At 39.6% G+C, this 24,020-nt stretch carries 27 protein-coding genes, 1 tRNA gene and 1 other RNA gene; 28 read left to right on the top strand and 1 reads right to left on the bottom strand.

From position 1 onward, the window contains the following. Positions 1-113: 113 nt before the first annotated feature. The 9 genes from G592_RS0110450 (at position 114) to G592_RS0110490 (ending at position 6,696) form a co-directional block, all read left to right on the top strand. Positions 114-506: a hypothetical protein gene (locus tag G592_RS0110450; RefSeq protein WP_036952607.1), complete on the top strand. Its 393-nt coding sequence runs from the start codon at positions 114-116 to the stop codon at positions 504-506. Continuing rightward, positions 503-1,036, top strand: coding sequence for a hypothetical protein (locus G592_RS0110455; RefSeq protein ID WP_028247773.1), 534 nt, complete (start codon positions 503-505; stop codon positions 1,034-1,036). The genes G592_RS0110450 and G592_RS0110455 overlap by 4 nt, the downstream gene beginning before the upstream one ends. A 22-nt stretch (positions 1,037-1,058) precedes the next feature. Then, positions 1,059-1,304: a hypothetical protein gene (locus tag G592_RS0110460; RefSeq protein ID WP_028247774.1), complete on the top strand. Its 246-nt coding sequence runs from the start codon at positions 1,059-1,061 to the stop codon at positions 1,302-1,304. A 17-nt stretch (positions 1,305-1,321) separates the two neighbouring features. Next, positions 1,322-1,546, top strand: a complete 225-nt coding sequence (locus G592_RS0110465; RefSeq protein ID WP_028247775.1) for a hypothetical protein — start codon at positions 1,322-1,324, stop codon at positions 1,544-1,546. Between the two features lie 116 nt (positions 1,547-1,662). Beyond that, positions 1,663-2,184, top strand: a complete 522-nt coding sequence (locus G592_RS0110470; protein WP_028247776.1) for a hypothetical protein — start codon at positions 1,663-1,665, stop codon at positions 2,182-2,184. Between the two features lie 36 nt (positions 2,185-2,220). Beyond that, positions 2,221-2,349, top strand: a complete 129-nt coding sequence (locus G592_RS17965) for a hypothetical protein (RefSeq protein WP_278244643.1) — start codon at positions 2,221-2,223, stop codon at positions 2,347-2,349. Between the two features lie 232 nt (positions 2,350-2,581). After that, entirely contained in the window at positions 2,582-3,877 is a 1,296-nt protein-coding gene (gene eno / locus G592_RS0110480) for a phosphopyruvate hydratase (protein WP_028247777.1), read from the top strand. Between the two features lie 33 nt (positions 3,878-3,910). Continuing rightward, on the top strand, positions 3,911-4,342 hold the full coding sequence (locus G592_RS0110485; protein WP_028247778.1) for a flavodoxin: 432 nt from the start codon (positions 3,911-3,913) through the stop codon (positions 4,340-4,342). A 146-nt stretch (positions 4,343-4,488) separates the two neighbouring features. Beyond that, positions 4,489-6,696 carry an EAL domain-containing protein gene (locus G592_RS0110490; protein WP_028247779.1) on the top strand — a complete coding sequence of 736 codons (2,208 nt, stop codon included), beginning with the start codon at positions 4,489-4,491 and terminating at the stop codon, positions 6,694-6,696. 104 nt (positions 6,697-6,800) lie between these two features. Here the strand turns inward: G592_RS0110490 and G592_RS0110495 are convergent, their stop codons facing one another. Continuing rightward, positions 6,801-7,631: an endo alpha-1,4 polygalactosaminidase gene (locus G592_RS0110495; RefSeq protein ID WP_028247780.1), complete on the bottom strand. Its 831-nt coding sequence runs from the start codon at positions 7,629-7,631 to the stop codon at positions 6,801-6,803. Between the two features lie 146 nt (positions 7,632-7,777). On the opposite strand from G592_RS0110495, the gene G592_RS0110500 reads away from it, so the two are divergent. The 19 genes from G592_RS0110500 (at position 7,778) to G592_RS0110585 (ending at position 24,014) form a co-directional block, all read left to right on the top strand. Beyond that, the gene (locus G592_RS0110500) at positions 7,778-8,581 is read left to right on the top strand and encodes a Cof-type HAD-IIB family hydrolase (RefSeq protein ID WP_028247781.1); all 804 of its coding nucleotides are present in this window, start codon (positions 7,778-7,780) and stop codon (positions 8,579-8,581) included. 26 nt (positions 8,582-8,607) lie between these two features. Then, a complete protein-coding gene (locus tag G592_RS0110505) occupies positions 8,608-9,288 on the top strand; it encodes a dihydrofolate reductase family protein (protein ID WP_028247782.1) in 681 nt (226 codons plus the stop codon). 108 nt (positions 9,289-9,396) lie between these two features. Then, positions 9,397-10,326 carry a DMT family transporter gene (locus G592_RS0110510; RefSeq protein ID WP_051194875.1) on the top strand — a complete coding sequence of 310 codons (930 nt, stop codon included), beginning with the start codon at positions 9,397-9,399 and terminating at the stop codon, positions 10,324-10,326. Between the two features lie 4 nt (positions 10,327-10,330). Continuing rightward, positions 10,331-11,077, top strand: coding sequence for a metallophosphoesterase (locus G592_RS0110515; protein WP_028247784.1), 747 nt, complete (start codon positions 10,331-10,333; stop codon positions 11,075-11,077). Between the two features lie 62 nt (positions 11,078-11,139). Then, positions 11,140-12,078, top strand: a complete 939-nt coding sequence (locus G592_RS0110520) for a M14 family zinc carboxypeptidase (protein ID WP_028247785.1) — start codon at positions 11,140-11,142, stop codon at positions 12,076-12,078. A gap of 718 nt (positions 12,079-12,796) precedes the next feature. Further along, positions 12,797-12,880: transfer RNA gene (locus G592_RS0110525), tRNA-Leu, on the top strand. Between the two features lie 196 nt (positions 12,881-13,076). After that, positions 13,077-13,211: a hypothetical protein gene (locus G592_RS17970; protein ID WP_278244644.1), complete on the top strand. Its 135-nt coding sequence runs from the start codon at positions 13,077-13,079 to the stop codon at positions 13,209-13,211. A 70-nt stretch (positions 13,212-13,281) separates the two neighbouring features. Further along, positions 13,282-13,515 carry a type II toxin-antitoxin system RelB family antitoxin gene (relB, locus tag G592_RS0110535; protein ID WP_028247786.1) on the top strand — a complete coding sequence of 78 codons (234 nt, stop codon included), beginning with the start codon at positions 13,282-13,284 and terminating at the stop codon, positions 13,513-13,515. Beyond that, positions 13,505-13,771 carry a type II toxin-antitoxin system RelE family toxin gene (locus G592_RS0110540; RefSeq protein ID WP_028247787.1) on the top strand — a complete coding sequence of 89 codons (267 nt, stop codon included), beginning with the start codon at positions 13,505-13,507 and terminating at the stop codon, positions 13,769-13,771. The genes relB and G592_RS0110540 overlap by 11 nt, the downstream gene beginning before the upstream one ends. 135 nt (positions 13,772-13,906) lie before the next feature. Then, positions 13,907-14,923: a deoxyguanosinetriphosphate triphosphohydrolase gene (locus tag G592_RS0110545; protein WP_028247788.1), complete on the top strand. Its 1,017-nt coding sequence runs from the start codon at positions 13,907-13,909 to the stop codon at positions 14,921-14,923. A 28-nt stretch (positions 14,924-14,951) separates the two neighbouring features. Then, positions 14,952-16,724 (top strand): DNA primase, encoded by a 1,773-nt coding sequence (dnaG, locus tag G592_RS0110550; protein WP_028247789.1) that lies wholly within the window; start codon positions 14,952-14,954, stop codon positions 16,722-16,724. 288 nt (positions 16,725-17,012) lie between these two features. Continuing rightward, positions 17,013-18,140, top strand: coding sequence for an RNA polymerase sigma factor RpoD (rpoD, locus tag G592_RS0110555; RefSeq protein ID WP_051194882.1), 1,128 nt, complete (start codon positions 17,013-17,015; stop codon positions 18,138-18,140). Between the two features lie 122 nt (positions 18,141-18,262). Then, positions 18,263-18,970 (top strand): tRNA (adenine(22)-N(1))-methyltransferase, encoded by a 708-nt coding sequence (locus G592_RS0110560; RefSeq protein ID WP_028247791.1) that lies wholly within the window; start codon positions 18,263-18,265, stop codon positions 18,968-18,970. Between the two features lie 14 nt (positions 18,971-18,984). After that, complete coding sequence (locus G592_RS0110565; RefSeq protein ID WP_028247792.1) at positions 18,985-20,649, top strand: nucleoside kinase; 1,665 nt, start codon at positions 18,985-18,987, stop codon at positions 20,647-20,649. Between the two features lie 98 nt (positions 20,650-20,747). Further along, an RNA gene (gene rnpB, locus G592_RS17100) (RNase P RNA component class A) lies at positions 20,748-21,091 on the top strand. 216 nt (positions 21,092-21,307) lie between these two features. Further along, entirely contained in the window at positions 21,308-21,841 is a 534-nt protein-coding gene (locus G592_RS0110570; RefSeq protein ID WP_028247793.1) for a CarD family transcriptional regulator, read from the top strand. A gap of 364 nt (positions 21,842-22,205) precedes the next feature. Then, entirely contained in the window at positions 22,206-22,382 is a 177-nt protein-coding gene (locus tag G592_RS18150) for a phosphatase PAP2 family protein (protein ID WP_420329243.1), read from the top strand. 26 nt (positions 22,383-22,408) lie between these two features. After that, complete coding sequence (locus G592_RS0110580) at positions 22,409-22,669, top strand: hypothetical protein (RefSeq protein WP_028247794.1); 261 nt, start codon at positions 22,409-22,411, stop codon at positions 22,667-22,669. A gap of 100 nt (positions 22,670-22,769) precedes the next feature. Next, the gene (locus G592_RS0110585) at positions 22,770-24,014 is read left to right on the top strand and encodes a 6-phosphofructokinase (protein WP_028247795.1); all 1,245 of its coding nucleotides are present in this window, start codon (positions 22,770-22,772) and stop codon (positions 24,012-24,014) included. The last annotated feature ends 6 nt before the right edge of the window (positions 24,015-24,020 follow it).

Here is a 24,020-nt window from a genome sequence, read left to right on the forward strand (position 1 = left end):
TCGGTTAACTTAAAAAATTGGAAAATATTATCGACTACATTAAATGGACAATATTCACAAAATGGTGTTATATTTAAAATGGAGTTAGGAACAAAAAAAGTGGGAGGGTAATCATGAACAAGAAGTTAACTATCGTTGGTTCATATCTTATAGTTTTGTGTATTTCACTAATAGTGTTTTGGGTTTCGTATCATAATGGAACTATGGACGCAATGGGGTATTCTATTATTTTCTTTTGGGGTGTTATACCTATTCTCATTTTTATTAATTCTTTCATCATAGGTAAGCATAAAGAATGGGGATTATTGAGATGGCTTATGTCAGTTCCTTCTGGAATTATGTATATGCTTGCTTCATACGCAACTTTTAGTCTGGCAAACAATATTATGTTCAATAAAGTAAATTCTCCAGATTTTACTATATTTTTTGCAGGTTTGATTATTTCGCTATTGGGAATGGTGATTGGCTATTTGAGGTCAGTAAATAGTAAGAGGAAAAGTTTATGAAGAAGGTTGCTGTCTTATTATTGTCAATAATGATAGTTTTTCTTGTGGGATGTGGTAAAAGTTCTAGCCCTGTCGTAGATGTTATTACTTCAAATATAGAGACAGGTGAGATTCATTACTGGACTATCTATGACAATAATAGTTCTGAAGAAATAGAGGAATTCGAGCCAGCAAACATCGAAATGCTTCAAGTCTCAGATAATGACTTTTCTTCTGAGATTAATGGTAAAAAGATTTCTGTCAGTGTAAATAAATACGAGCTAGAAGATGAAGATGGAAGCAGATATGAGGCTGATGGTAATCTGAGAAGAATCATTGATGATGTGGCAGAAAATGCGGGTCACGATATTTATGGTGTAAAAATATTTAGTGTAGATGGAAATATCTTTGTATTCGAAAAGCATAATGTAAATTGGCAATTACCTTGTGTTTTGTATCAGTATTTCCCAGATACGAGGGAGCTTTCAAAACTATATCAGTGGGATGGTGTTGAGCTGGTTGGCTTAGGAAATATAAGAATAGCAGATTAGGACAATGATGGAGGAGGCTCATATGGAGTTTTACAAGTACTTATTGATTTATTCAGGGATTTTTATTTTGATAATTATGGTAGCCTATGTTATTAGTTGCGTAATATCGCATATTGATTACAAACGTCAAATCAGTGGGAAAAGAAAAATGCGAGAATTCAAAGGCTCAATAAACTATGACAAAGAAGGTCAACTTAACACTGAGTTAGAGATAGAAAGAGCATCAAAAGGTATGCTTACTAAAAATGAGATGTCTCATAGAATTTAAAATATATCGGAGGACACATGAAAAAGATATCAGTGTTTTTGATTATTTTGGCAATTGTTCTGTCAGATGCTATGTGTGCTGTTGTCGCATATAATTATTGTGACTTGCTGTGGGGCGGAAAGTATGCTGGGTATAGTGCGCCGGCAAGTACAGCATATATTTATGCTATTCCATTCATAATAGGTATAATTATATGTTTGGTCTTGGCATTGTTATCTCATAAGAAGGGACATAGAGCATAATATCGAAATATTGTTTCAGTCTGAATAATAGGAAAGTATCGAATTATTAGACACATAGTAGTAAAATGGACATAAAGAGTGGCGTGTCATACGATTTATTAGCATGGGGGGTGCTTATGAGATCAAGAATATTTATGGCATTGACTGTATTACTATTTGGAGTATGTATAGCAGGGGGAACTGATGATATATCAGGAGAATTGCCTGCGGATGTAGTTGGCACCAACGTTTCTTATGAGGAAATTAAGCCAAGTAAAGATCAAAGTGAAGAGCAAAAGAGAGAATCTCTTAATAACTATCTGGCGAACATGCTTGCTAAAGATATCATGACATGCAGAGGGGTGCTTGGCTGCAAGGTAAATTTGGATATATACAGTGAAAGTGCCTCTGAAAACTCCATCACAGTTCAGTATTTTTACGACCCAGAGGTTATAGATGATGCAGTAGGGTTTGAGGACACTTTGAGGCAGTTTATGCTTGCAAGTGTTCCTGAGGTAGAGAATGTCTATTTGCGTGGAACATCTGTAACAAATCAGAATGCTGATGAGTTTGCTGTGGACGCTGATGATTCGCCTATAAAAAATCTTCCAATAGATTTAGGTTCCAATCTGAACTTTATTCCTGTTGTGCCTAATTAAATAATCACGGCCTCCCAGAAATGGGAGGCCTTTAGTATGTATTATCATAGAAAACTAAAAGTTCAAGACTCCAGCCGTCTAGCACAATTAATAGAGGGCTGTTTTATTATAGATATCAGTTTTGTTAAAAGAATAACTACTGCATTATCTTTAGGAGTGATGTAAATAGAGCGAATAGTTTGGAGAATTACTAGGCTCGATAATTAATTTCCTTATTGAAAAATCTTATCAAAACAAAAGGCACTAAATGCCTTGTAATAATAGAGAAGTTCTGCTAGTCTACTTATGGTTAGAGATATCTAACCGAGTGTAAATCATTGCAGAACTCCTTTTTTGCTTCAAGAGTTGCTACCTCTAGAAAAAGGAGTTCTCTATTAAGTGAAAGGATGGAATATTTATGGATTATTTGGAAATTGAAAAGGTAGTAGGTAGAGAGATTCTTGATTCGAGAGGAAATCCAACCGTAGAGTGTGAGGTTACTCTTGTTGATGGAACAGTAGGCAGAGGAATGGCACCATCTGGAGCATCCACAGGTGAGTTCGAGGCATTAGAGCTTCGCGATGGTGATAAGAATAGATACTTAGGAAAGGGTGTTTTAAAGGCAGTTGAGAATATCAACGGGCCAATTGCTGATGCTATTTGTGGTATGGATGCATCTGACATTTATGCTATCGATGGAGCGATGATTTCAGCTGATGGCACAAAGGATAAGTCAAAGTTTGGTGCTAATGCAATTCTTGCAACCTCCATTGCTTGCTGCAGAGCAGCAGCCACAGCTCTTGATATTCCTCTTTATAGATTTTTAGGTGGAATAAATGGAAACAGACTTCCAGTTCCAATGATGAATATTGTAAATGGTGGATGTCATGCTCTTTCATCAGGACTTGATGTTCAGGAGTTTATGATTATGCCAGTAGGTGCAACATCATTTAGAGAAGCTCTTCGCCAGTGTGCGGAAGTTTTCCATGCACTTGCAGCTATCCTTAAGGACAGAGGCCTTGCTACTTCAGTAGGTGATGAAGGTGGTTTTGCCCCAGCTCTCTCATCTGATGAGGAGGCTATCGAGACAATCCTTGAGGCTGTTAAGAAGGCTGGCTATGAGCCAGGCAAGGATTTCAGAATCGCAATGGATGCAGCTTCATCTGAGTGGAAGACAGGAAAGGTTGGCGAGTACAAACTTCCAAAGGCAGGCACAGTTTACACTTCTGAGCAGCTTATCGAGCATTGGAAGAAGCTTGTTGAGAAGTATCCAATCATCTCTATCGAGGATGCCCTTGATGAGGAAGACTGGGAAGGTTGGAAGAAGCTTACAGCAGAGCTTGGAGATAAGGTTCAGCTTGTAGGCGATGATCTCTTTGTTACAAACACAGAGCGTCTTTCTAAGGGTATCGCTAATGGATGTGGAAATTCAATCCTCATCAAGCTTAACCAGATTGGTTCAGTATCAGAGACACTTGAGGCAATCAAGATGGCTCACAAGGCAGGTTACACTGCAATTTCTTCTCACCGCTCAGGCGAGACAGAGGATACAACAATTGCTGATTTAGCAGTAGCTCTTAACACTTGCCAGATTAAGACAGGTGCACCATCTAGAACAGAGCGCGTGGCTAAGTATAATCAGCTTCTCAGAATTGAAGAGCAGCTTGGCGCAGCAGCTGTTTACCCAGGAATGGGAGCTTTTAATGTCAAATAAATAAACAAATTTTAATCAAAGGAGAGAGTAATCATGAGTAAAGTAAATGTAGTTTTTTGGTCACAGTCAGGTAATACAGAAGCTATGGCTAATGCGGTAGCAGCGGGTGTTAAAGAAGCAGGAGGAGAGGCAAATGTCGTTTATGTTGGCGATGCTTCTATTGATGAATTAAAGAAAGAAAAAGCGTTTGCACTTGGATGTCCAGCTATGGGTGCTGAAGTTTTAGAGGAAGGAGAAATGGAGCCATTCGTTTCTGACTTGGAAGGCTTTGTTTCAGGAAAGACAATTGGTCTTTTTGGATCATACGGTTGGGGCGATGGCCAGTGGATGCGTGACTGGGTTGATCGCATGACTGCAGCTGGTGCCACAGTGGTAAATGGCGAGGGTGTTATCTGTCAGGATGCACCAGACGGTTCAGCAGAGGCAGAATGCAAGGAACTTGGCAAGGCTCTTGCAGCAATTTAAACTTATTTTTGGCCCTCAGGCATGTCAAAGCCTGGGGGCTTTTATTTTTTTCTTAAATTAACATGATTAATCAAAAGTAGTAACACTTTTATCACAATCATTATTTAAAATAGCATCGAGGGAGTATAAAGTTTTAGGGTTTTACTATGAAGCAGGGTTTTTTTAGACATATTGTTATAACGCTAATAAGCACAGTTTCTGTGCTTTGTTTTGCTGTTCAAAATTATAGTATTATTACTGCTTCAGAATCTGAAAAGCTGGTGGTAGGTGTACTGCCAGATCGATGTCCTGTAATGTATGTTGATGAATCAGGTGAGCAAGTCGGAATAGCTGTGGATTTACTTAAACAGGCAGCAAATAAGGCCGGTTATGAAATTGAAATTAAAATTATTACAGAAAAAGATATAAAGGAAGCACTTGATAATACAGCATACGATATTGTTATGCCTTTGGGTAGCGCAACAACTTCAGCTAAAGGTAGAGCGACCATAATATCAGATAATCTTTCTGAAGTTCCATTCACTCTTGTTACAGAAGAAAAGCATCCGATTCATATTTCATCGCACCTGAGGATTGGTATGCTTCGCTCTCTAAGAAGTTTTGCAGAGCTTGTTCCACAGCGCTATCCAAATACCGATATTGTTTTTTATGATGATATATCTGAATCCATCAAAGCTCTTCGTAATGGAGAAGTGGATGCCTTACTTGATAATTCTTATGTTTGGAGCTATGTATTGCAGAAACCTGCCTATAGTAATTTGCATGTTCAGCCTGGCGCGATACTTTCTATCGATTATAAGGCAGCCGTTTTGGATACTCCAAAGGGACATGAAATCATTTCCAGGTTAAATAAGGGTATTGCAAGGATAGATGATTCTCATCGAGAAGCTATTGTTTTGGATTATACCACTCGACGACTTTACAAATATACCCTTGGTGACTATTGGCATATGTATGGCGTTTTTATTATTCTAGGGTCCCTTTTGTTCTACGCCATATTAGCAATTATGATAATGAGAGCACGAGCATATCGTCAGAAGCAGGATAATAGGCTCCGTGAGTATATCGAAATTGACAAGCTTACCGGTGCCTATACTCTGGCTGGGTTTAAAAAGAAGGTTGCTGAATTAATAAAGGAGTATCCAGAGAATAGATACTTTATTGCATATAATAACATTGTTAACTTCAAATTTATAAATGATCACTTTGGAATGGAAGCAGGTGATAATCTTCTAAAGTTTTGGGTAAAGAAATCTATTGATGCCTTAACTGAGGAAGAAGCTATATGCAGAGCTGTCGCTGATAGAATTGTTGTATTCCGAAAAATGGATGGCCAACAAACATTTTATCACGATTTAGCAGACGTAATTGAGCCAGTATCTAATTTCTTTGTAGAAGTTGGTAATAACTATAAGGCAGAAATTAGAAGTGGTATCTATGTTCTTACAGATGAGGATTATCAAAATCTTAATCTGGAGCATATTTTGGATTGCGCAAGAGTTGCAGAAAAAAAGGTTATTGAAAAAGGAAATGTAAATTTCGAATTTTATAATCTTAGTCATTGGGAAGCAGAAAAACAAGCCACAGATATTACCAGTCATTTAACTCCTGCTCTAAAGGAAGGTCGTATTCAGGTTTGGTACCAGCCTCAGGTAAATTTTGAGAAAGGTATTATAACGGGAGCAGAAGCGCTGTGTCGTTGGAACCACAGTGATTTAGGTTGGATTAGTCCGGGAATCTTTATTCCAGTATTGGAGAAAGCAGGAAAAATTTACGAGCTTGACAGCTATATTTGGGATAGAGTGTGTCAGGATTTAAGCAGGTGGAATGAAGAAGGTAAATATAGAACAGTATCCGTAAACGTATCACGAGCAGATATTAAAGCTAATCCTAACGTACAGGAGCATTTCCGCTCGCTTATTGACAGATACTTCTTGTCACCTGATCAGCTGCATATTGAAATAACGGAAAATGCATTTGCAGATGATGCTAAAGCACTTATTGAAGTTACCAAAAATTTACAGAAATTGGGATTTACTGTAGAGATGGATGATTTTGGAAGCGGTTACTCATCACTTCATATGCTTAAGGAAGTTCCTATTAACCGTGTAAAGATGGATCTTAATTTCCTTTCTGACGAGGGATCAAAAGAAAAAGGAAAAATTATCATCAGTAATATGATTCACATGATTGATGATTTAGGAATGAAGCTGATTTCTGAAGGTGTTGAAACAGAAAAACAGGCCGAATTCCTTAGAGAAAAAGGCTGTGTTGAAATGCAGGGATACTATTTCTACAAGCCAGTTTGCGTAGAAGAGTTTGAAAACCTGTGTGACAAAGGAGTCACAACATAGGGTTAACAAATACAGAGAGCCAGACCATGAAGGATGGAAACCTATGGTCTTCAGGTCGATTTAGGAAAAACACTTATAGTAGGTGTCTGCGACAACTGTTTATCTTAATAATCAGTATTTGATAGCTCAACAGAATCAGTAATATAGAAATGAAAGCCTTGTTTTTTACAATAATGGGTTATTTCATCCATTAGTTTAGAGTCATTAGTATATTCTATAATAAAGATATCAGCTCCTAGTGAGCTGTATCTTTTTATATAATTCTCGAAGTATTCACGGTTAGATTTTTCAGCTATCCCAAAGCTGTTATTATCCCAGTCAATGTAGGAGAAGACTGACTCCTGATTGATTCCTGTAATAACGTCATCCCAGCTGCCAAGCTTTTGGGTATAGGAGTCCATAAATACATCGCCCCCATTTATAATGACATCTTTGTCATAGGATTTTAGCCCTTTCATAATTGTTGCAAGGCCATTTAGAATATCATCGTTTTGATATTGATAATAAACATCTGTGTTATCTACAAAGAAGCCAGAAATTCCTTTATCTAATAAGGATGGAGCAAGCTCGTTCAGAATAAAATCTTGCCATTTTTCAGAAGATACATCAATCCATTTTTCTTCATCCCAGTGCTCGTATTCATCCAAAGTCAAATCTTCGAAGCGAGAGTAGTAGTCTCTGTAGTTTTCCAAGGAACCAACATTAATATAGCTGTATACCTTGTGTCCTTTGGAAACGAAGGATTTAATTTCATTAGCAGAAAAATACTGAGCATCTACCACAACAATATAAGTGTCCGAAAACTGCTCAAGGTTTTCATTGACACCCAAATAGACACCGTAGTCTTTTGGAAATTTAGGTATTGTGGCTATGACAATTATTATTGCAAGCAATGCAAAAATTATTGGGATTAAAATTTTTGTATATAGTTTCATGTATTTCATTTTACTTGAAATTGAAATTAATTTGTATTGGTAAAATAGCTATAAAAACAGAAAAGACCAACTACCCGGTCAACCTTTTTTCTACTTATTCAATATGTTAGTATATATGGCATAACATTAAGAAGAAGGTATATTAAATGATTAAACTTATTGCAACAGATGTAGATGGAACATTAGTGAAAGATGCTTCGCCTGAGATTTATCCAGAGATTATCGAGATGGTGAAGGAGCTCAGAAGAAGAGACATCATTGTCTGCATTGCCAGCGGAAGACAGTATTCCAGCATCGAAAAACTCTTCAAGGATGTTAAGGATGATTTGATTTTTATCGCCGATAATGGTGCTCACGTAAAGTGCCGCGGCAAAGATTTAAATATCGTAAATATGAATCCGGAATATCTTGATGAACTTATAAAAGAGCTTAGAACATTTGAAGACTGCGAGATGATCTGTGAGGGCCCAGGTATCACGTACATTGAGTCAAAGAATCCAGAGTTCATTGATTTCATTGAGACTCAGTATAAGTGCGACTACAAGCAGGTGGATGATGTCCTTACTGAGGGTGAAAATATTATCAAGGCTTCTATCTTCAAGAGACCTTCTATCAGATCTATAGGTGACGATATTCTCATCCCAGAGTGGAAGGATAGACTAAAGGTTACTATGGCAGGTGAGGACTGGGTTGATTTCATGGATAAGTCAGTGGATAAGGGAAATGCTCTTTCATTTATCCAGAAGTTCTATGGAATCTCACCTGATGAGACCATGGTATTTGGAGATAACAATAATGATATCGGCATGCTTAAGTGTGCCACAGAAAGCTATGCTGTGGAGACAGCTCCGGATGTAGTAAAGGCTGCAGCAAATCACGTTTGCCCTTCATGGAAGGAAAAGGGTGTGTATCAGATTCTTGCTGCCAACTTTCCAGTAGAAGAAAATTAGACTAGTTTATGGGGAATAATTTTATGATTAAAAGACCAATTACTACTTTGTTTATGCTTATGTCTGTGGATGGAAAGATAAGTCCGGGAGCCACTGATGAAGTGGATTATGACAAGGACTTTCCAAATATTGATGGCCTGAAGGAAGGGCTCCATCAATATTATGAAATAGAGCAGACTACTGATTTATGGTCATTTAATACAGGTCGAGTGCAGCAGAAGATGGGAGTAAATGAACTACCTATTCCAGAGAAGACTCCTGTATCTTTTGTGTTACTTGATAACAGTCATCTTACAGAGCAGGGAGTGAAGTATTTTTGTGCAAGGTCAAAGAACTTTGTGGTAATCACCAGCAACAAGAATCATCCTGCATTTTCGCTAGCAGAGGATAATCTTCACATCATTTATCAGGAAGAACAGAACCTTGAGGCGGCTTTAGTAGAGCTGAAAGAGAAATATGGATGTGAGAGAATTACCATCCAAAGTGGTGGCACATTAAATGGATTATTCCTTAGGGAAAAGCTATTTGATTATGTGGATATCGTGGTGGCACCAACACTTGTTGGAGGAAAAGATACATCCACATTGATAGATGGAAAATCTATTACAGGTACTGATGAGCTTAATAAGCTTGGAGTTTTAAAACTTGAAAATGTTGAGGCGTTAGAGGATTCGTATATACGAATCAAATATAAGGTTATGGCATAATGCTAAATGGGTTGAAGTTACGTGGGGGTAAATAAAAATGGACAAGAAGCTTGTGGATTTTCTACAAAAAGAAAATGGTTTACGAATGTCTCTTCCATGGAGGACTAATTGAATAATAAAAATCTTAATATATTTAACAATAAAATAGTAGTATTCTTATTGGCGATTCTTTGCTGCCTGTTGTGGGGAAGCGCATTTCCATGTATCAAAATCGGATATGCGATATTTGGAATAGAAGCATCAGATGTAATGTCACAGATTTTATTTGCGGGAACTAGATTTTTCTTAGCTGGCATTCTTACTATTATCTTTGGCTCATTATTACAAAAGAAATTCCTATGCCCAAAGAAAGAATCCGCAAAACTTATAATCAACTTGAGCTTGTTTCAAACCATCATCCAATATTTTTTCTTCTACATAGGTCTTGCCCATTCCACAGGAGTGAAATCTTCCATCATAAATGGAATGAGCACATTTTTTGCAATCTTACTTGCCAGTCTTGTGAGAAAGCAGGAAAAGCTTACCGGAAATAAAATATTAGGATGTATCTTAGGTGCAGCAGGTGTGATTCTTGTTAGCCTGACTGGAGGAGATTTAGGAAGTGGATTTGCCCTAAATGGTGAGGGCTTTATTCTCATCGCTTCAGTGTCCTATGCTATTTCATCAGTGCTGATAAAAGAATATTCCAGAAAAGAAAATCCTGTGACCCTTAGTGGCTACCAGTTTATGCTGGGCGGTCTGGTTATGATGATTGTAGCTCTTATTTCAGGAGCCAGAATTCATATCACCACAGGGTCAGGAATTATCCTGCTAATATATATGGCACTGATTTCATCTGTGGCATATTCACTGTGGGGGATTCTTCTGAAATACAATCCAGTATCTTCAGTTACTATATACGGATTTACGAATCCAATTTTTGGCGCGATTTTATCAGCGGTATTTCTTGCTGAGTGGAGCACCCTTAGTATCAAATATTTAATTGCACTTGCTCTTGTCAGTGCAGGTATTTACATTGTTAACGGAACTGAGGAGTGATGGCATGAGCTTATTTGCGATAGGAGATTTACATCTACATTTTCAGTCTGAGCTAAAGGCCAGAGAACAAATAGAAGGTAAAATCTGGCACAATCACGAGGCGATTTTCAGAGAAAATTGTCTGAAGGCTATGAAGCCAGATGATACCCTGGTGCTTGTTGGGGACCATAGCTGGGGCAAAAATCTGGATGCGTGCCAGAAGGATTTGGAATATATAGAGAATCTTCCAGGAAGAAAAATTTTGCTTCGTGGAAATCATGACATGTTTTGGGATGCAAAGAAGACCAATCAGCTGAACGAAATGTTTAAAGGCAGGTTGGAGTTTTTGCAGAACAATTATTATTCATATGAAGATTATGCATTGGTTGGCACAAAGGGTTACACCTTTGAGGGGCCATTCTATGTTGACAGCTATGGTAATATTCAGGGCTGGGATGAAAAAGAGGCAGAGCATGCTGAAAAGCTTGTTAAGAGAGAATCTGAACGACTAATAGTTTCTCTTGAGGCAGCCAAGGCTGATGGCTATAAGAAGTTCATCATGTTTTTACATTATCCACCTACCAACATTATACAGACAAACAGCATCTTCACGAAGCTTGCTGAGCAGTATGGTGTATCGCAGGTGATTTATGGACATTGTCATGGCGAAACCAGATTCCATGACAGCATTACTGGGAAAAAGAGAAGAATTAGATATTCACTTGTTTCAGGTGATGCTTTGAGATGGAAACCACTTAAGGTTTTGGATTAGATTTCACAAAGCTTTGCAGGTTTTTTGAAGGTTCTATCACATTTACATTTTAGAATAGGACCATGAGGTATTTCCGTAATTTCGTAGTTAGTTCAATAGGTATTTTTCTTATGATTTTCTGCGCTGCTGTTAAATGTAATGCAACTGATTTCGTTATCGTTGATGTGTCACGGCAGATTTATTCCTATGATTCTTTATGTGAAGATATGGCACTTCTTGCGGCAGGCCATGAGGATATTATTTCATATGAATCTTTAGCCACCACTTTACAGGGAAGAAATGTGTGGCTGGTTAAATATGGAAATCTTCAGGCTGACAAGAGGATTCTTATAACTGCATCCATTCATGCCAGGGAGTATATGACATCCCAGCTAGTGATGAGGATGTTAGAAGAGTATGTGTTAAATGTTGATACTCCTCAGGTAGATGGCCATACATACAGGCAGCTATTCAGTGACACATGCCTTTATATTATGCCTATGGTAAATCCTGATGGTGTCACAATGTGTCAGTTCCAACCAGGAATGCACCAGCTAAAAGCAAATGCAAATGGAGTTGATTTAAATAGGAATTTCCCAGTAGGCTTTGGTCATGGTGGCACAGCGTCTTCACCAGGTTTGTTTTACTACCCAGGCACAGCACCATTAACAGAAGCAGAGACCCAAGCTCTTTCTGGGCTGATTAACACTTATCCATTTATGGCCTGTATTAACTATCATTCCATGGGAAATGTAAATTACTATGGGGCCAGCACTAATTCGGCGGAAAATGCTAAACGTTGTAAAGCGCTTGCCAACGTAGTGAGTTCGGTAAATGGTTACAGAACAAAATATTGCGGAGATGCCTGCGGCAGCTTTGCAGATTATTTCTATGAAGTGACAGACTGTCCAAGTGTAACCATAGAGATAGGAACAGCAAATCCTGTGCCAATATCCCAATTTACAGGTATTTATAATAAAAATGTTGGTTTATGGAAGGTTTTGGCGGCTCTGTTTTTGTAAATAGACATATTTCACAGAACATACACACGAACATTGAGCTATCTGACAATTCTGTTTTAAAGTGGAAAATAATCTTGCAATTTATAAAACCGAGGCTATAATAATAATTACAAAAGGTGTTATAGAAAAAAAGAGGAAAGGGAGGTACAGTCCACCAAAACATTAAGTAGTTATTGTAATGGTTTTATTAAAATCTAGTGATTGGAGGTATGGTCCACCAGAGGATTAATTTTAAAACCAAAGTAATTTATTAAAATCTAGGGAATGGAGGTATAGTCCGCCAGAGATTTAAATCAGTTACACACGCGACAATTTCATGATGAGGTCCATCAATGATTAAAAGTTTTCAAATGGACAGCAACAATGAAAAATGAAACAGAATGAGAGGTATAGTCCATTGGGATCGAATTTCAGGGGCGGCACCAGTTAGGAATCAGAGGATTTCGAATTGGTGTCGCCCGTTTTTTGTGTCAATTTTGTTACTATTCACAGTGAAAAATATTTAATGATTAATTCTTGTCAAGCTTGCTTGTAAAAGAATAATCATTGAATATTTTTTGACTTGAATAAGTGACTTTCCATACATGAATAATGTTAGGTGCTTTAGCACCGAGAAAGAAGTCTGAAAGACTTCCATTATGAATGTTGGAAAGTTACTGTGAATAGTAACAAATCCACTTGACTTAGTGGTTGAAATTCCTTAGAATACTAAATGTTCGCAGAAGTGGCGGAATTGGCAGACGCGCAGGCTTCAGGTGCCTGTGGTAGCAATATCGTGTGGGTTCAAGTCCCATCTTCTGCATAAAAAAAGACCCCAGACATAGTCTGTGGGTCTTTTTTTATGCAGAAGATTAGGCTTAATTCAATTTCGCGATATTGCTCGCAATATCGAGTGGGGTGCGGTCGTCCAGTGGACGACCCTTGCGAAGCAAGGAGCACCGACCGAGCCGGGAGGCGAGACCAAGTCCCATCTTTTCAAATATGGAAGAAGTTAAAAAATGTTAAAGATACAATCCATGATGTACTTACTAAGGGGGGGAGCATCTACTGTAGAGGAGCGCAAGCTTAAGTTATCTGAGAAGGAAGCTTCTACTTATGTAGATCAGATTCTTAAAGCTATGGATCAGGAATAGATAAAGACTTTTTTATTGTATTTTTAACATAGATGTAGTACAATGTATTACAAGAAAGGAAGTGGTATTTATGGCATTTTCACTTAGATTAACTGATGAAGAAAAAGCTCTTGCTGATAGCTATGCTAAGCTACATTCTATGTCATTGGCAGAAGCATTTAAAAGAGCATTGTTTGAAAAAATAGAAGATGAGTATGATATCGCTATAGCTGATGAAGCACATAAAGAATGGGTTGCCAGTGGTTGCAAAACTACACCTGTTGAGGAATTCTGGAAGGAGCTTGATTTAGAGGATGAAGTATAGTGTTGAATTATCCGAAGGCTTCAAGAAGGAATTCAAAAGACTTGATAAATACACCCAAAGGATGATACGTTCTTGGATTAATAATCATCTAGTTGATTGCGAGGATCCAAGGGTTTCAGGTAAACCTCTTAAAGGAAATTTTGCAGGACAATGGAGATATAGAATAGGTGATTACAGATTAATATGTGAAATACATGATAATCAGTTTGTAATTCTTGCATTGAATATTGGTCATAGAAGTAAAATATATGAATAAAATAGGCACTTAGGTGCCTATTTTTGCGCTCGTTACTGTGAATAGTAACTTTTTTTAATAAAAAAAAGGATATCCTTTTTTTCTGTGTAATTTGTTTTATAGAAGTGTCGTGTAATGCATGTTTGGGAGGCTAAAATGGGCACAATTCGAGAGATGATTGAGCAGATGGAAAGGGAGACTCTTAGTCCTTTTGCCACACTCAATGAAAATTCACGTGGCCGCGAAAAAGATGAGCCACAATGTGATATCAGACCTCTATTTCAGAGGGATCGAGACAGAATTCTTCACAGCAAGGCATTTCGCCGATTGAAGAATAAGACTCAGGTTTTTCTCACTCCACAAGGAGATCATTACAGAACCAGATTATCTCACACATTGGAAGTTTCACAGAACGCCAGAACCATTGCAAAGGCTTTGAGACTTAACGAGGATTTGGTAGAGGCAATTGCTTTAGGGCACGATTTGGGTCACACCCCATTTGGACATGCGGGCGAGGCTCAGCTTAATGCCATGTGCTCCACTGGCTTTGTGCACTCAGAGCAGAGTGTGCGCATTGTAGAAAAGCTTGAAAAAGGCGGTCAGGGCCTTAATCTTACCTGGGAGGTTCGTGATGGCATTCGAAATCACCAGACAGAAGGTCACCCAGCTACGCCTGAGGGTCAGATTGTGCGCCTTTCTGACAAGATTGCCTATGTAAACAGTGATGTGGATGACGCTATCCGCGCACAGATTCTTACCGAGGAATCTATTCCTATGAGCGTAAGAAAGACACTGGGTATGACTTCTGCAGTTCGTTTGGATACTCTTATCCACGACGTTATTATCAGCAGTCAGAACAGCCCAGAGATTAAAATGTCACCTGAAATCGCTGAGGCTATGAAAGAACTGAGAGATTTCATGTTTGCAAATGTCTATAAGGACTCTATTGCAAAGGTGGAAGAGGTAAAGGCAAAGCGTATGATTCGCGAGCTTTTCGAGTATTATCAGGTTCACTTTGATGAGTTACCTGACAGATATCGCGCTATGGAGGACGATGGAGAGACTCAGGAGCGTATTATCTGCGATTATATTTCAGGTATGACAGATCAGTATTGCATTACCAAATTCAACGAATACTTTATGCCAAAGGCTTGGATCGTTGATGGATTTTAAAATATAGAAATGTAAGTTAGGGAGAACGATGGCTTTTTATTCTGACGAAGTTGTTGAGGAGGTGCGAAATCGCACTAACATCGTTGATGTAATCTCGCAATATGTTAACTTACAAAAAAAGGGCAGCCAGTATTTTGGCCTTTGTCCCTTTCATAATGAAAAAACAGGTTCATTTTCTGTAAGCCCACAGAAGCAGATGTATTACTGCTTCGGATGTGGAAAGGGTGGAAATGTTTTCAGCTTTTTGATGGACTATGAAAATATGACATTCAAGGAAGCTGTGGAGGAACTGGCACCGAAATGTGGCGTCACCCTTCCTCAAAGAGAGCTGACACCTCAGGAACGACAGCGTGCCGACAGACGCAGCCGCTTATTCGAGATTAATAAGGATGCGGCAGCCTACTATTATAAGATGCTTCGTTCCGATGCTGGAAAGCAGGCCATGGATTATTTCACCAAGCGTGAATTGACACCTGATACCATGCACAAGTTTGGTTTGGGTTGCACCAGCAAATATTCCGATTCCCTCTATAAATATCTTAGAGGTAGAGGATATGAAGATGATATTTTAAAGGATTGCGGTCTCATCACTATCGATGAGAAGCGAGGCGGTCATGATAAGTTCTGGAACCGTGCAATGTTTCCTATATTCGATGCCAACGGCAAAGTAGTTGCCTTCGGTGGCCGAGTAATGGGAGACGGAGAGCCTAAATACCTGAACTCTCCTGAGACGGAGATTTTCAACAAATCAAAGACTCTCTTTGGATTGTATTTTGCCAGAAAGACCAGACGCGAACAGTTTATACTATGCGAAGGCTACATGGATGTAATTTCCCTGCATCAGGCAGGTTTCGATAATGCAGTTGCATCCCTTGGCACGGCCCTTACAGAAGGCCACGCCGGCATGCTCAAACGATATGTTAAGGATGTTTACCTTAGCTACGATTCAGATGGGGCAGGTCAGAAAGCAGCCCTTCGAGCAATACCTATCCTTAAAAATGCCGGTATTTCATGCCGAATCATCAACATGAGTCCATACAAGGATCCTGATGAGTTCATCAAGAATCTTGGGGCAGAGGAATATGAAAAGCGCATACAAAATGCGGAGAACAGCTTTATGTATCAGGTTCGCATGCTTCAGAACAATTACGACATGACTGATCCTGAGAAAAAGTCAGACTTCCAAAAGGAAGCGGCCCGCATGATAGTTATGGAGTTTTCTACTCAGCTTGAGCGTGAAAACTACACAGAGTCTGTAGCAGCCAAATTCAACATCCCTAAGGATGCGTTGGCTAAATATATATTAGAGCTTGGTCAGTCAGGCATCACGGCCAGAAGAGATTCAGCCACAGGTGATGACTACCAGAAAAAACAGTTAAAGCCAAAGGATGATGGCATGAAAATGTCCCAGAGGCTGTTGCTTACTTGGTTGGTTGAGACCCCGGATGTTTATCCAAAGATTTCACTTTACGTGAATCCGCAGGATTTTGAAGCGGGGGTATATCGAACGGTAGCAGAGGAAGTTTTCAAATACTGTGATGAAGGAAATCCAGTAGACACCGCCAGAATCGTTGATTTGTTCATGGAGGACGAGGAACGCAAGACGGTGGCAGCCCTGTTTAACACCACAGTTGGCGAACTTACAGAAAACAGTGATCTTAGCAAGGCTCTTAAAGAGACTCTGCTTAGAATAAAAAAGAACTCCCTGGAGCTGGCTCAGAAAAATGGAGCCGATTTGAAAAGCCTGGTGGAGGGTAAGAAGACACTACAACGCCTTGAGCGTTTAGACATTTCACTTTAGAAAGGAATAAAAATGGCAAAGAAGAAAGTAGATGAGTTAATCGAAAACGGAGATTTAAATGCAGCTGCTGAGGCATTCTTAGCTGAGGCAGAGGCAGATGTTGAAGATGCAGACGATATCGAAGATACTGAGTCAGATGACAAAGATGTAGATTTCGGCGATCTCGAAGAAATTTCAGCTGAGGACCTTGAGTTCGATGAGCATGATTTCGACAACATCGATGAGACAGAGGATGACGATGATGTAGATGAGTTCCTTGCTTCTGTAGGAGCAAAGACATCTATGGATATGGATGATGATGACGAGGATGATGATATTGATTCATTCGGTAGCGATGAGCTCGATTCAAAGGTTACTGAGCTTATCAAAATCGCAAAGTCTCAGAAGAACATCCTTGAGGACTACGAAATCTCTGAGTTCTTAAAGGATTACAAGATTGATGCTAAGCAGATGGAGCGCATCCTTACTTATCTTGATAAGAAGGGAATCGATGTAAACTTCTCATCTGGCCCTTCAGATGCACTTTTACTTGCAAGTGATGATGAGGATTTGGAAGACATTGATATGTCGGTTCCTGATTCAGTCAGCATCGAAGATCCTGTACGTATGTACCTTAAGGAAATCGGTAAGGTACCACTTCTTTCAGCAGAGGAAGAGGTTGAGCTTGCTCAGCGTATGGAAGAGGGTGACCAGGATGCTAAGAACAAGCTTGCTGAGGCAAACCTTCGTCTTGTAGTTTCTATCGCTAAGCGTTACGTAGGTCGTGGTATGCTTTTCCTTGATCTTATCCAGGAAGGTAACCTCGGTCTTATGAAGGCTGTAGAAAAGTTCGATTACCACAAGGGATATAAGTTCTCTACATATGCTACATGGTGGATTCGTCAGGCTATCACACGTGCTATCGCAGATCAGGCCCGTACAATTCGTATTCCTGTACATATGGTTGAGACTATCAACAAACTCATCAGAGTTTCTAGACAGTTACTCCAGGAGTACGGCCGTGAACCGACTCCAGAGGAAATCGCTGCAGCAATGGGTATTACTGTAGACAGAGTTCACGAGATTCTTAAGATTTCTCAGGAGCCAGTTTCTCTTGAGACACCTATCGGCGAGGAGGAAGACAGCCACCTTGGTGATTTCCTTCCAGACGAGAATGTACCAGTACCTGCAGAGGCAGCTACATTCACACTTTTGAAGGAGCAGCTCCACGAGGTTCTCGATACACTTACAGAGCGTGAGCAGCGCGTACTTATCCTTAGATTCGGTCTTGAGGATGGTAAGGCCCGCACACTTGAAGAGGTAGGTAAGGAGTTCAACGTTACACGTGAGCGTATCCGTCAGATTGAGGCAAAGGCTCTTAGAAAGCTTCGTCACCCAAGCCGCAGTAGAAAGTTAAAGGATTACTTAGATCAATAAAGGCATAACAAAATCCGAACATAAGTGAAGGATTTTATTATGCTCAAGAACTGCCCATTGCCGAAGGCAATTTGCATGGCAGTTTTTCCTTAGAAATAAAAACAAGGAAAGAACAAATTTTAATGATAAAATTGTCACCAAGATTACAAATTGTATATGATATGATTCCTGCCTGCGACACTGTAGCAGACGTTGGCTGTGACCACGGATATCTCAGCATTGCACTACTTGAAAATGGTGTCGCAAAAAGGGTTATTCCCATGGATGTTAACAAAGGGCCTCTTAGTAAGGCCCAGGAAAACATTCAGGCGGCAGGCTTTATGGACCAGTCAGATCTTAGATTGTCAGATGGTCTTGCAAAGCTTTCACCAGACGAGGCAGATGTCATATGCATTTGTGGCATGGGCGGCGCTCTCATTCAAAGGATAATAAGCGCTGGTATCGCTGTAGCCAAATCAGCAAAGTTGATGATTATTGAGCCACAGTCAGAATACCTAGAACTTAGAACATTTCTCATGAATCAGGGCTTCGTTATTGATGACGAAGATCTCACCTGTGAGGAAAATAAGATTTATCCTATTATCAAGTTTCATTATGAAGCTGATGAGAGCAAACGTATTACTTATACTACCGCTCAGCTGGAATACGGACCTAAGGTTATTGAAAAGACACCAGAGCTTTTGATTAAGCTATTGGATAAAAACGAAAGTGAATACAGTTCAATTATTAACAAGCTTGAGCGAGGGGGCGCTTCTGAAGTGGCAGCTGCCAGATGTCAGGAGCTTAGAGCTGAGCTTGAAATAATAACGCAAATCAAAAATTCACTGTAGGAGGGGAAGGAACTATGGCGAAAGTAATCATAGGCGGCAAGGAAGAAACTTACGAAGAAGGCACACGATTAGTCGACATTGCAGCAAAACATCAGTCTGAGTTTAAGGATGATATTGTGCTGGCAAAGTACAAGGGAAGCCTTACAGAGCTTAGCAAGGCTGTTACTGGCGTAGCAGAAGTAGAGTTTCTTACAACAGCAGATAAGGATGGACGTAGAGCCTATAGACGAAGTGTTGTATTTCTTCTTCAGCGAGCTCTTATGGATGTTTATCCTTTGCCATCAAATCCATATCTTCGAGTAGAACATTCTCTTGGACAGGGTGATTTCTGCACTTTAGAGGGTGTTGGAGAGATTACAGAAGAGGATTTGGAAGAGCTTAAAAAGGTAATGCTTGACTTGGTTGAGAAGGATGTTCCTCTTAAGAAATATTCCATCAAGACTACTCAGGCTAAAGAGATGTTCCACAGCTTCAATATGAAGGACAAGGAACAGCTTTTAAAGTATCGTACCAGCTCAAATATTAATGTATATGATTTAGATGGCTGTATAGACTATTTCTATGGCTATATGGTGCCATCTACTAAATATCTTAAGTATTTTGACCTGCTCAAATTCGAGCATGGTTTTATGCTTTTGTATCCAGACGGAAGTCTTCCAGGCAAAGATACAAGAAAGGTTGCTGAATTCAAAAAGCCAATGAAGCTTTTCAATGTTCAGCAGGCTGCTTCTGACTTCGGTCAGATTATGGGTGTGCCTACTGTAGGCGCATTAAACGAAGTCATTGCCAAGGGAAACATTAGGGATTTGGTTCTTTCACAGGAGGCTATTTTTGAGAGAAATATTGGCGAGCTTGCTAGTATTATAGCTTCCAACAAGGACGTTAAGTTTGTTATGATGGCTGGTCCTTCATCATCAGGAAAGACCACATTTTCTCACAAGCTTTCTGCCCAGCTTAGAGCCTTGGGCTGCGTTCCACATCCACTTCCATTGGATGATTTCTATTTAGACAGAGATCAGATGCCTATCGACGAATATGGCGAGAAGGATTTTGAGGCTATAGAAGGTCTTGATATCCCTTATTTCAACGAGTGTATGGTTAAGCTTCTCAATGGAGAGCGTGTTCTTTTGCCAAATTTCAATTTCAAAATTGGAAAAAGAGAGTATAATGACCATTACATGCAGCTTGGCAAGAATGATATTCTTGTAATCGAAGGTATTCATGGTCTTAATGACAGAATGAGCTCATCGCTGCCAGCAGAATCTAAATATAAGATTTATCTTTCTGCTTTGACACAGCTTTCTATTGATGAGCACAATCCACTATCTACAGCAGATGGTAGATTGATTCGTCGAATTGTTAGAGATGCCAGAACCAGAGCCACATCAGCAGCAGAAACTATTGCTATGTGGGATTCAGTTCGCCGCGGAGAGGAGAAGAATATCTTCCCATTCCAGGAAAAGGCTGATTATATATTTAATACAGCTTTAATTTATGAGATGGCTGTGCTAAAATTATACGTCGATCCAATGCTTTACGCTATTGAGCCTGATCATCCAATGTATGCTGAGGCAAAGCGTCTTATTAAGCTTTTGGATTATTTCCTTCCAATGGCACCAGATGTTATTCCAAACAATTCTCTGGTTCGCGAGTTTATTGGAGGAAGCTGTATTCTATAAAAAAGGTGACCTGCCATTTTAAAATCAGCTTTGCTGATTAGGGCAGGTCGCTGTTCCCGATTTTCTGCGTCAAGCTAGAAAATCGGGAAATATAATAAAAGGTCCGATGAGTAGTCGCTGCCTGGTGGTAATAGCCAGGGAGAGGAAAGTCCGGGCTTCACAGGGCAAGGATGCCGGCTAACGGCCGGTGGAGGTAACTCCAAGGATAGTGCAACAGAAATATACCGCCTGATTTTTCAGGTAAGGGTGGAAAGGCGGTGTAAGAGACCACCGTATCGCTGGTAACAGCGGTAGCCATGTAAACCCCATCCGAAGCAAGTTCTAAAATGCGCGTACGCGGCCCGCCAGCGCAAGGTTGAACGCTTGAGGCTGTTGGCAACAGCAGTCCTAGATAGATGACTACTTTAAAAGACATAACCCGGCTCACAGTCGGGCCTTTTTTATTTTGCGAATGGGGGCTGAATAGATACATTGTTTTCTGATAATTTGTAACATCTCACAATGGATTCTACATTTTCGTAAGTTTTCGTGTGAATTATTAACGAATGTGAATTTTCTGTGTTCTGAAGACTAAAATCGTGCTATAATTACATTAAGTAATGGGAGAAAATGAGTTATGGAGGTACATATTGTTTATGCTTTAGAAGGATGGTGAAAAATGAATTATCAGGTAGGCGATTTTTTAGTTCATGAGGGAAGTGGTGTTTGTAAAATTGAGGACATCGATGATATGGAGCTTATGGGCAAAGGTTCAAAAAAGACCTACTACTGCATGGCACCTGTATTCAAAGCTGGAGCAAAAGTATTCACTCCAATTACTGGTTCTACAATCAGATTACGTCCGGTAGCAGAAATGGCTACATTTACTAAAATTCTTGATAATATTGATGATATCGAATGTATCGATGAGCCAAACGACAGAATGCTTCAGGAGAAGTTCAAAGAGGTTATGGCTGAGTTTACACCAGAGTCTCTGGCCCGTGTGGTAAAGACGGTTCTTATCAGAAAGTGGCAGCGTATCGAGTCTGGCAAGAAGGTTATGGCATTAGATGAGAAGATTTTAAGCCTTGCAGGTCGTAAGCTCTACGAGGAAATGGCTTTTTCAATGGGAAAGGATATCCCTTATGCACAGCATTTATTTGAGGACGCCGTTAAGATACATTTTTCAAATAATTTACTTGTAGGTGCATAAATTTAATGAAGATTTCATATTCTGATTTATCAACTTCAATAAAAAATAATAGTGGTCTTGTTACAGCACTCAATGTGCTGGACAAGGCCATTACTTATATTACGATTTTATTTTACCTTGGGCTGCTTATTTATGCAGCTATCTCTATTCCTAAAATAGGAGCTACCCTTTTATACAGAAGTATAGTGATTCCAGGGGTTTCCTTTGTGTTAGTCAGCTTATTTAGAAAAGTTGCCAGCGCACCTCGTCCATACGAGGTTTATAATTTCACCCCAGCTTTACACAAGGATACAAAGGGAAAAAGCTTTCCTAGTCGACATGTGTTCTCCATATTCATGGTTGCAATCACATTTTCCAGGTTTCTATCCCTGCAGGTGTATTTTTATTAGTGCTAGGCGTGGGCCTTGCAGTAATAAGAGTGGTAGGAGGAGTCCATTTTATCAAGGATGTCGTGGCAGGAGCACTCATGGCTATTTTAATTGGTGTGATATGCTTTTGGTTTTTTTGTGGCGTTTTTGGACTCATTATGCTACCATTTTAATAGATACAATTTTACGGAGATATTATATGAAGAAGAATGCAAAGAGAGCGTTAGCTGTGCTGTTTAGCATTCTTGGCACAGTTTTAGGGTTGTACATAGGCGGATATCTTTTATTCGTTCGCTCTGTTTATTGGCTAGTTATTGGGTTTACTGGTGGCACGCTCACAGCGGGGATGCTTCTGGTAAATGTTATTAAGATTTTTATAGCATCAACAGTTGGAGGAGCTATTTGGTGCTTGTGCGACATCATTGCAGGTTATTTTCGCGATATTCCAGAGGATGATTAGCATATCAGCGGGTCTTTATCTTTAATGGGGATTTGGATAAGGACATATGATTATTGGTCTTAATTTTTTTTGACAATAAATGATTGGGAGGTAATATGTAATGACTGGAAACGTAATTGTGGGACAATCAGGCGGACCAACCGCCGCAATTAACTCTTCTTTAGCGGGAGTTTACCGTACAGCTAAGGACCGTGGAGCTGGAAAAGTTTACGGCATGCTGCATGGTATCAAAGGATTGATGGACGAGCAGTACATTGATCTTTCAGACTACATCAAGAACGACTTGGATGTAGAACTTTTAAAACGTACACCAGCAGCTTATTTAGGTTCTTGCCGTTTTAAGCTTCCAGAAATCCACGAGGATATGGAAACTTACGAGAAAATCTTCGCTATTCTCAAGAAGCTGGAAATCGAAGCGCTTATCTACATTGGTGGAAATGATTCCATGGACACCATCAAAAAGCTTTCCGACTACGCTATTCTTACAGGTTCTGATATCAGGTTCATTGGTTGTCCAAAGACAATTGATAACGACCTGGCTCTTACTGATCACACACCAGGCTATGGTAGTGCCGCAAAATACATCGGTACATCTGTCAAGGAAATCATCCGTGATAGCTATTGCTTAGAGTATGACAAGGGACTTGTTACAATCGTTGAAATCATGGGACGTAACGCAGGTTGGCTTACAGGAGCTTCCATCCTTGCAAAGGGAGAAGATTGTGACGGCCCAGATTTGATTTATTTGCCAGAGGTTCCATTTGATATTGAAAAATTCAAAGAGAGAGTTCTCAAGCTTTTAAAGACACAGTCATCTGTTGTTATTTGTATTTCTGAAGGTATCCATACAAAGGACGGAAAATATGTATGTGAGCTTGGAAATAATGTAGAGTTTGTTGATGCGTTTAATCACAAGCAGCTTACAGGTACAGCAGCATATCTTTGCAATTACATCGCAGCTGAGGTAGGTTGCAAGACCAGAGCTATCGAGCTTTCTACATTACAGCGTGCAGGTTCACATCTTGCATCTCGTGTAGATATCCTTGAGGCATATCAGGTTGGTGGTGCCGCTGTTCTTGCTGCTGACGAAGGTGATACAGGAAAGATGGTTACACTTACCCGTCATTCTGATGATCCTTATCAGTGTGGAACTGAGGTTAAGGATGTTCACAAGATTGCCAACGATGAGAAGCTTGTACCTCGCAACTGGATTACACACGATGGTACATATGTAACAGAGGCATTTATCACATACGTAAGACCTCTTATCCAGGGTGATGTTTCACCTATCATGGTAGATGGTATCCCAAGACACATCTACAGACCAACAGGCAGTAAGAAATAAAGATTT

Source organism: Pseudobutyrivibrio ruminis CF1b (genome assembly GCF_000424005.1).
GTDB classification, from domain to species: Bacteria; Bacillota; Clostridia; order Lachnospirales; family Lachnospiraceae; genus Pseudobutyrivibrio; species Pseudobutyrivibrio ruminis_C.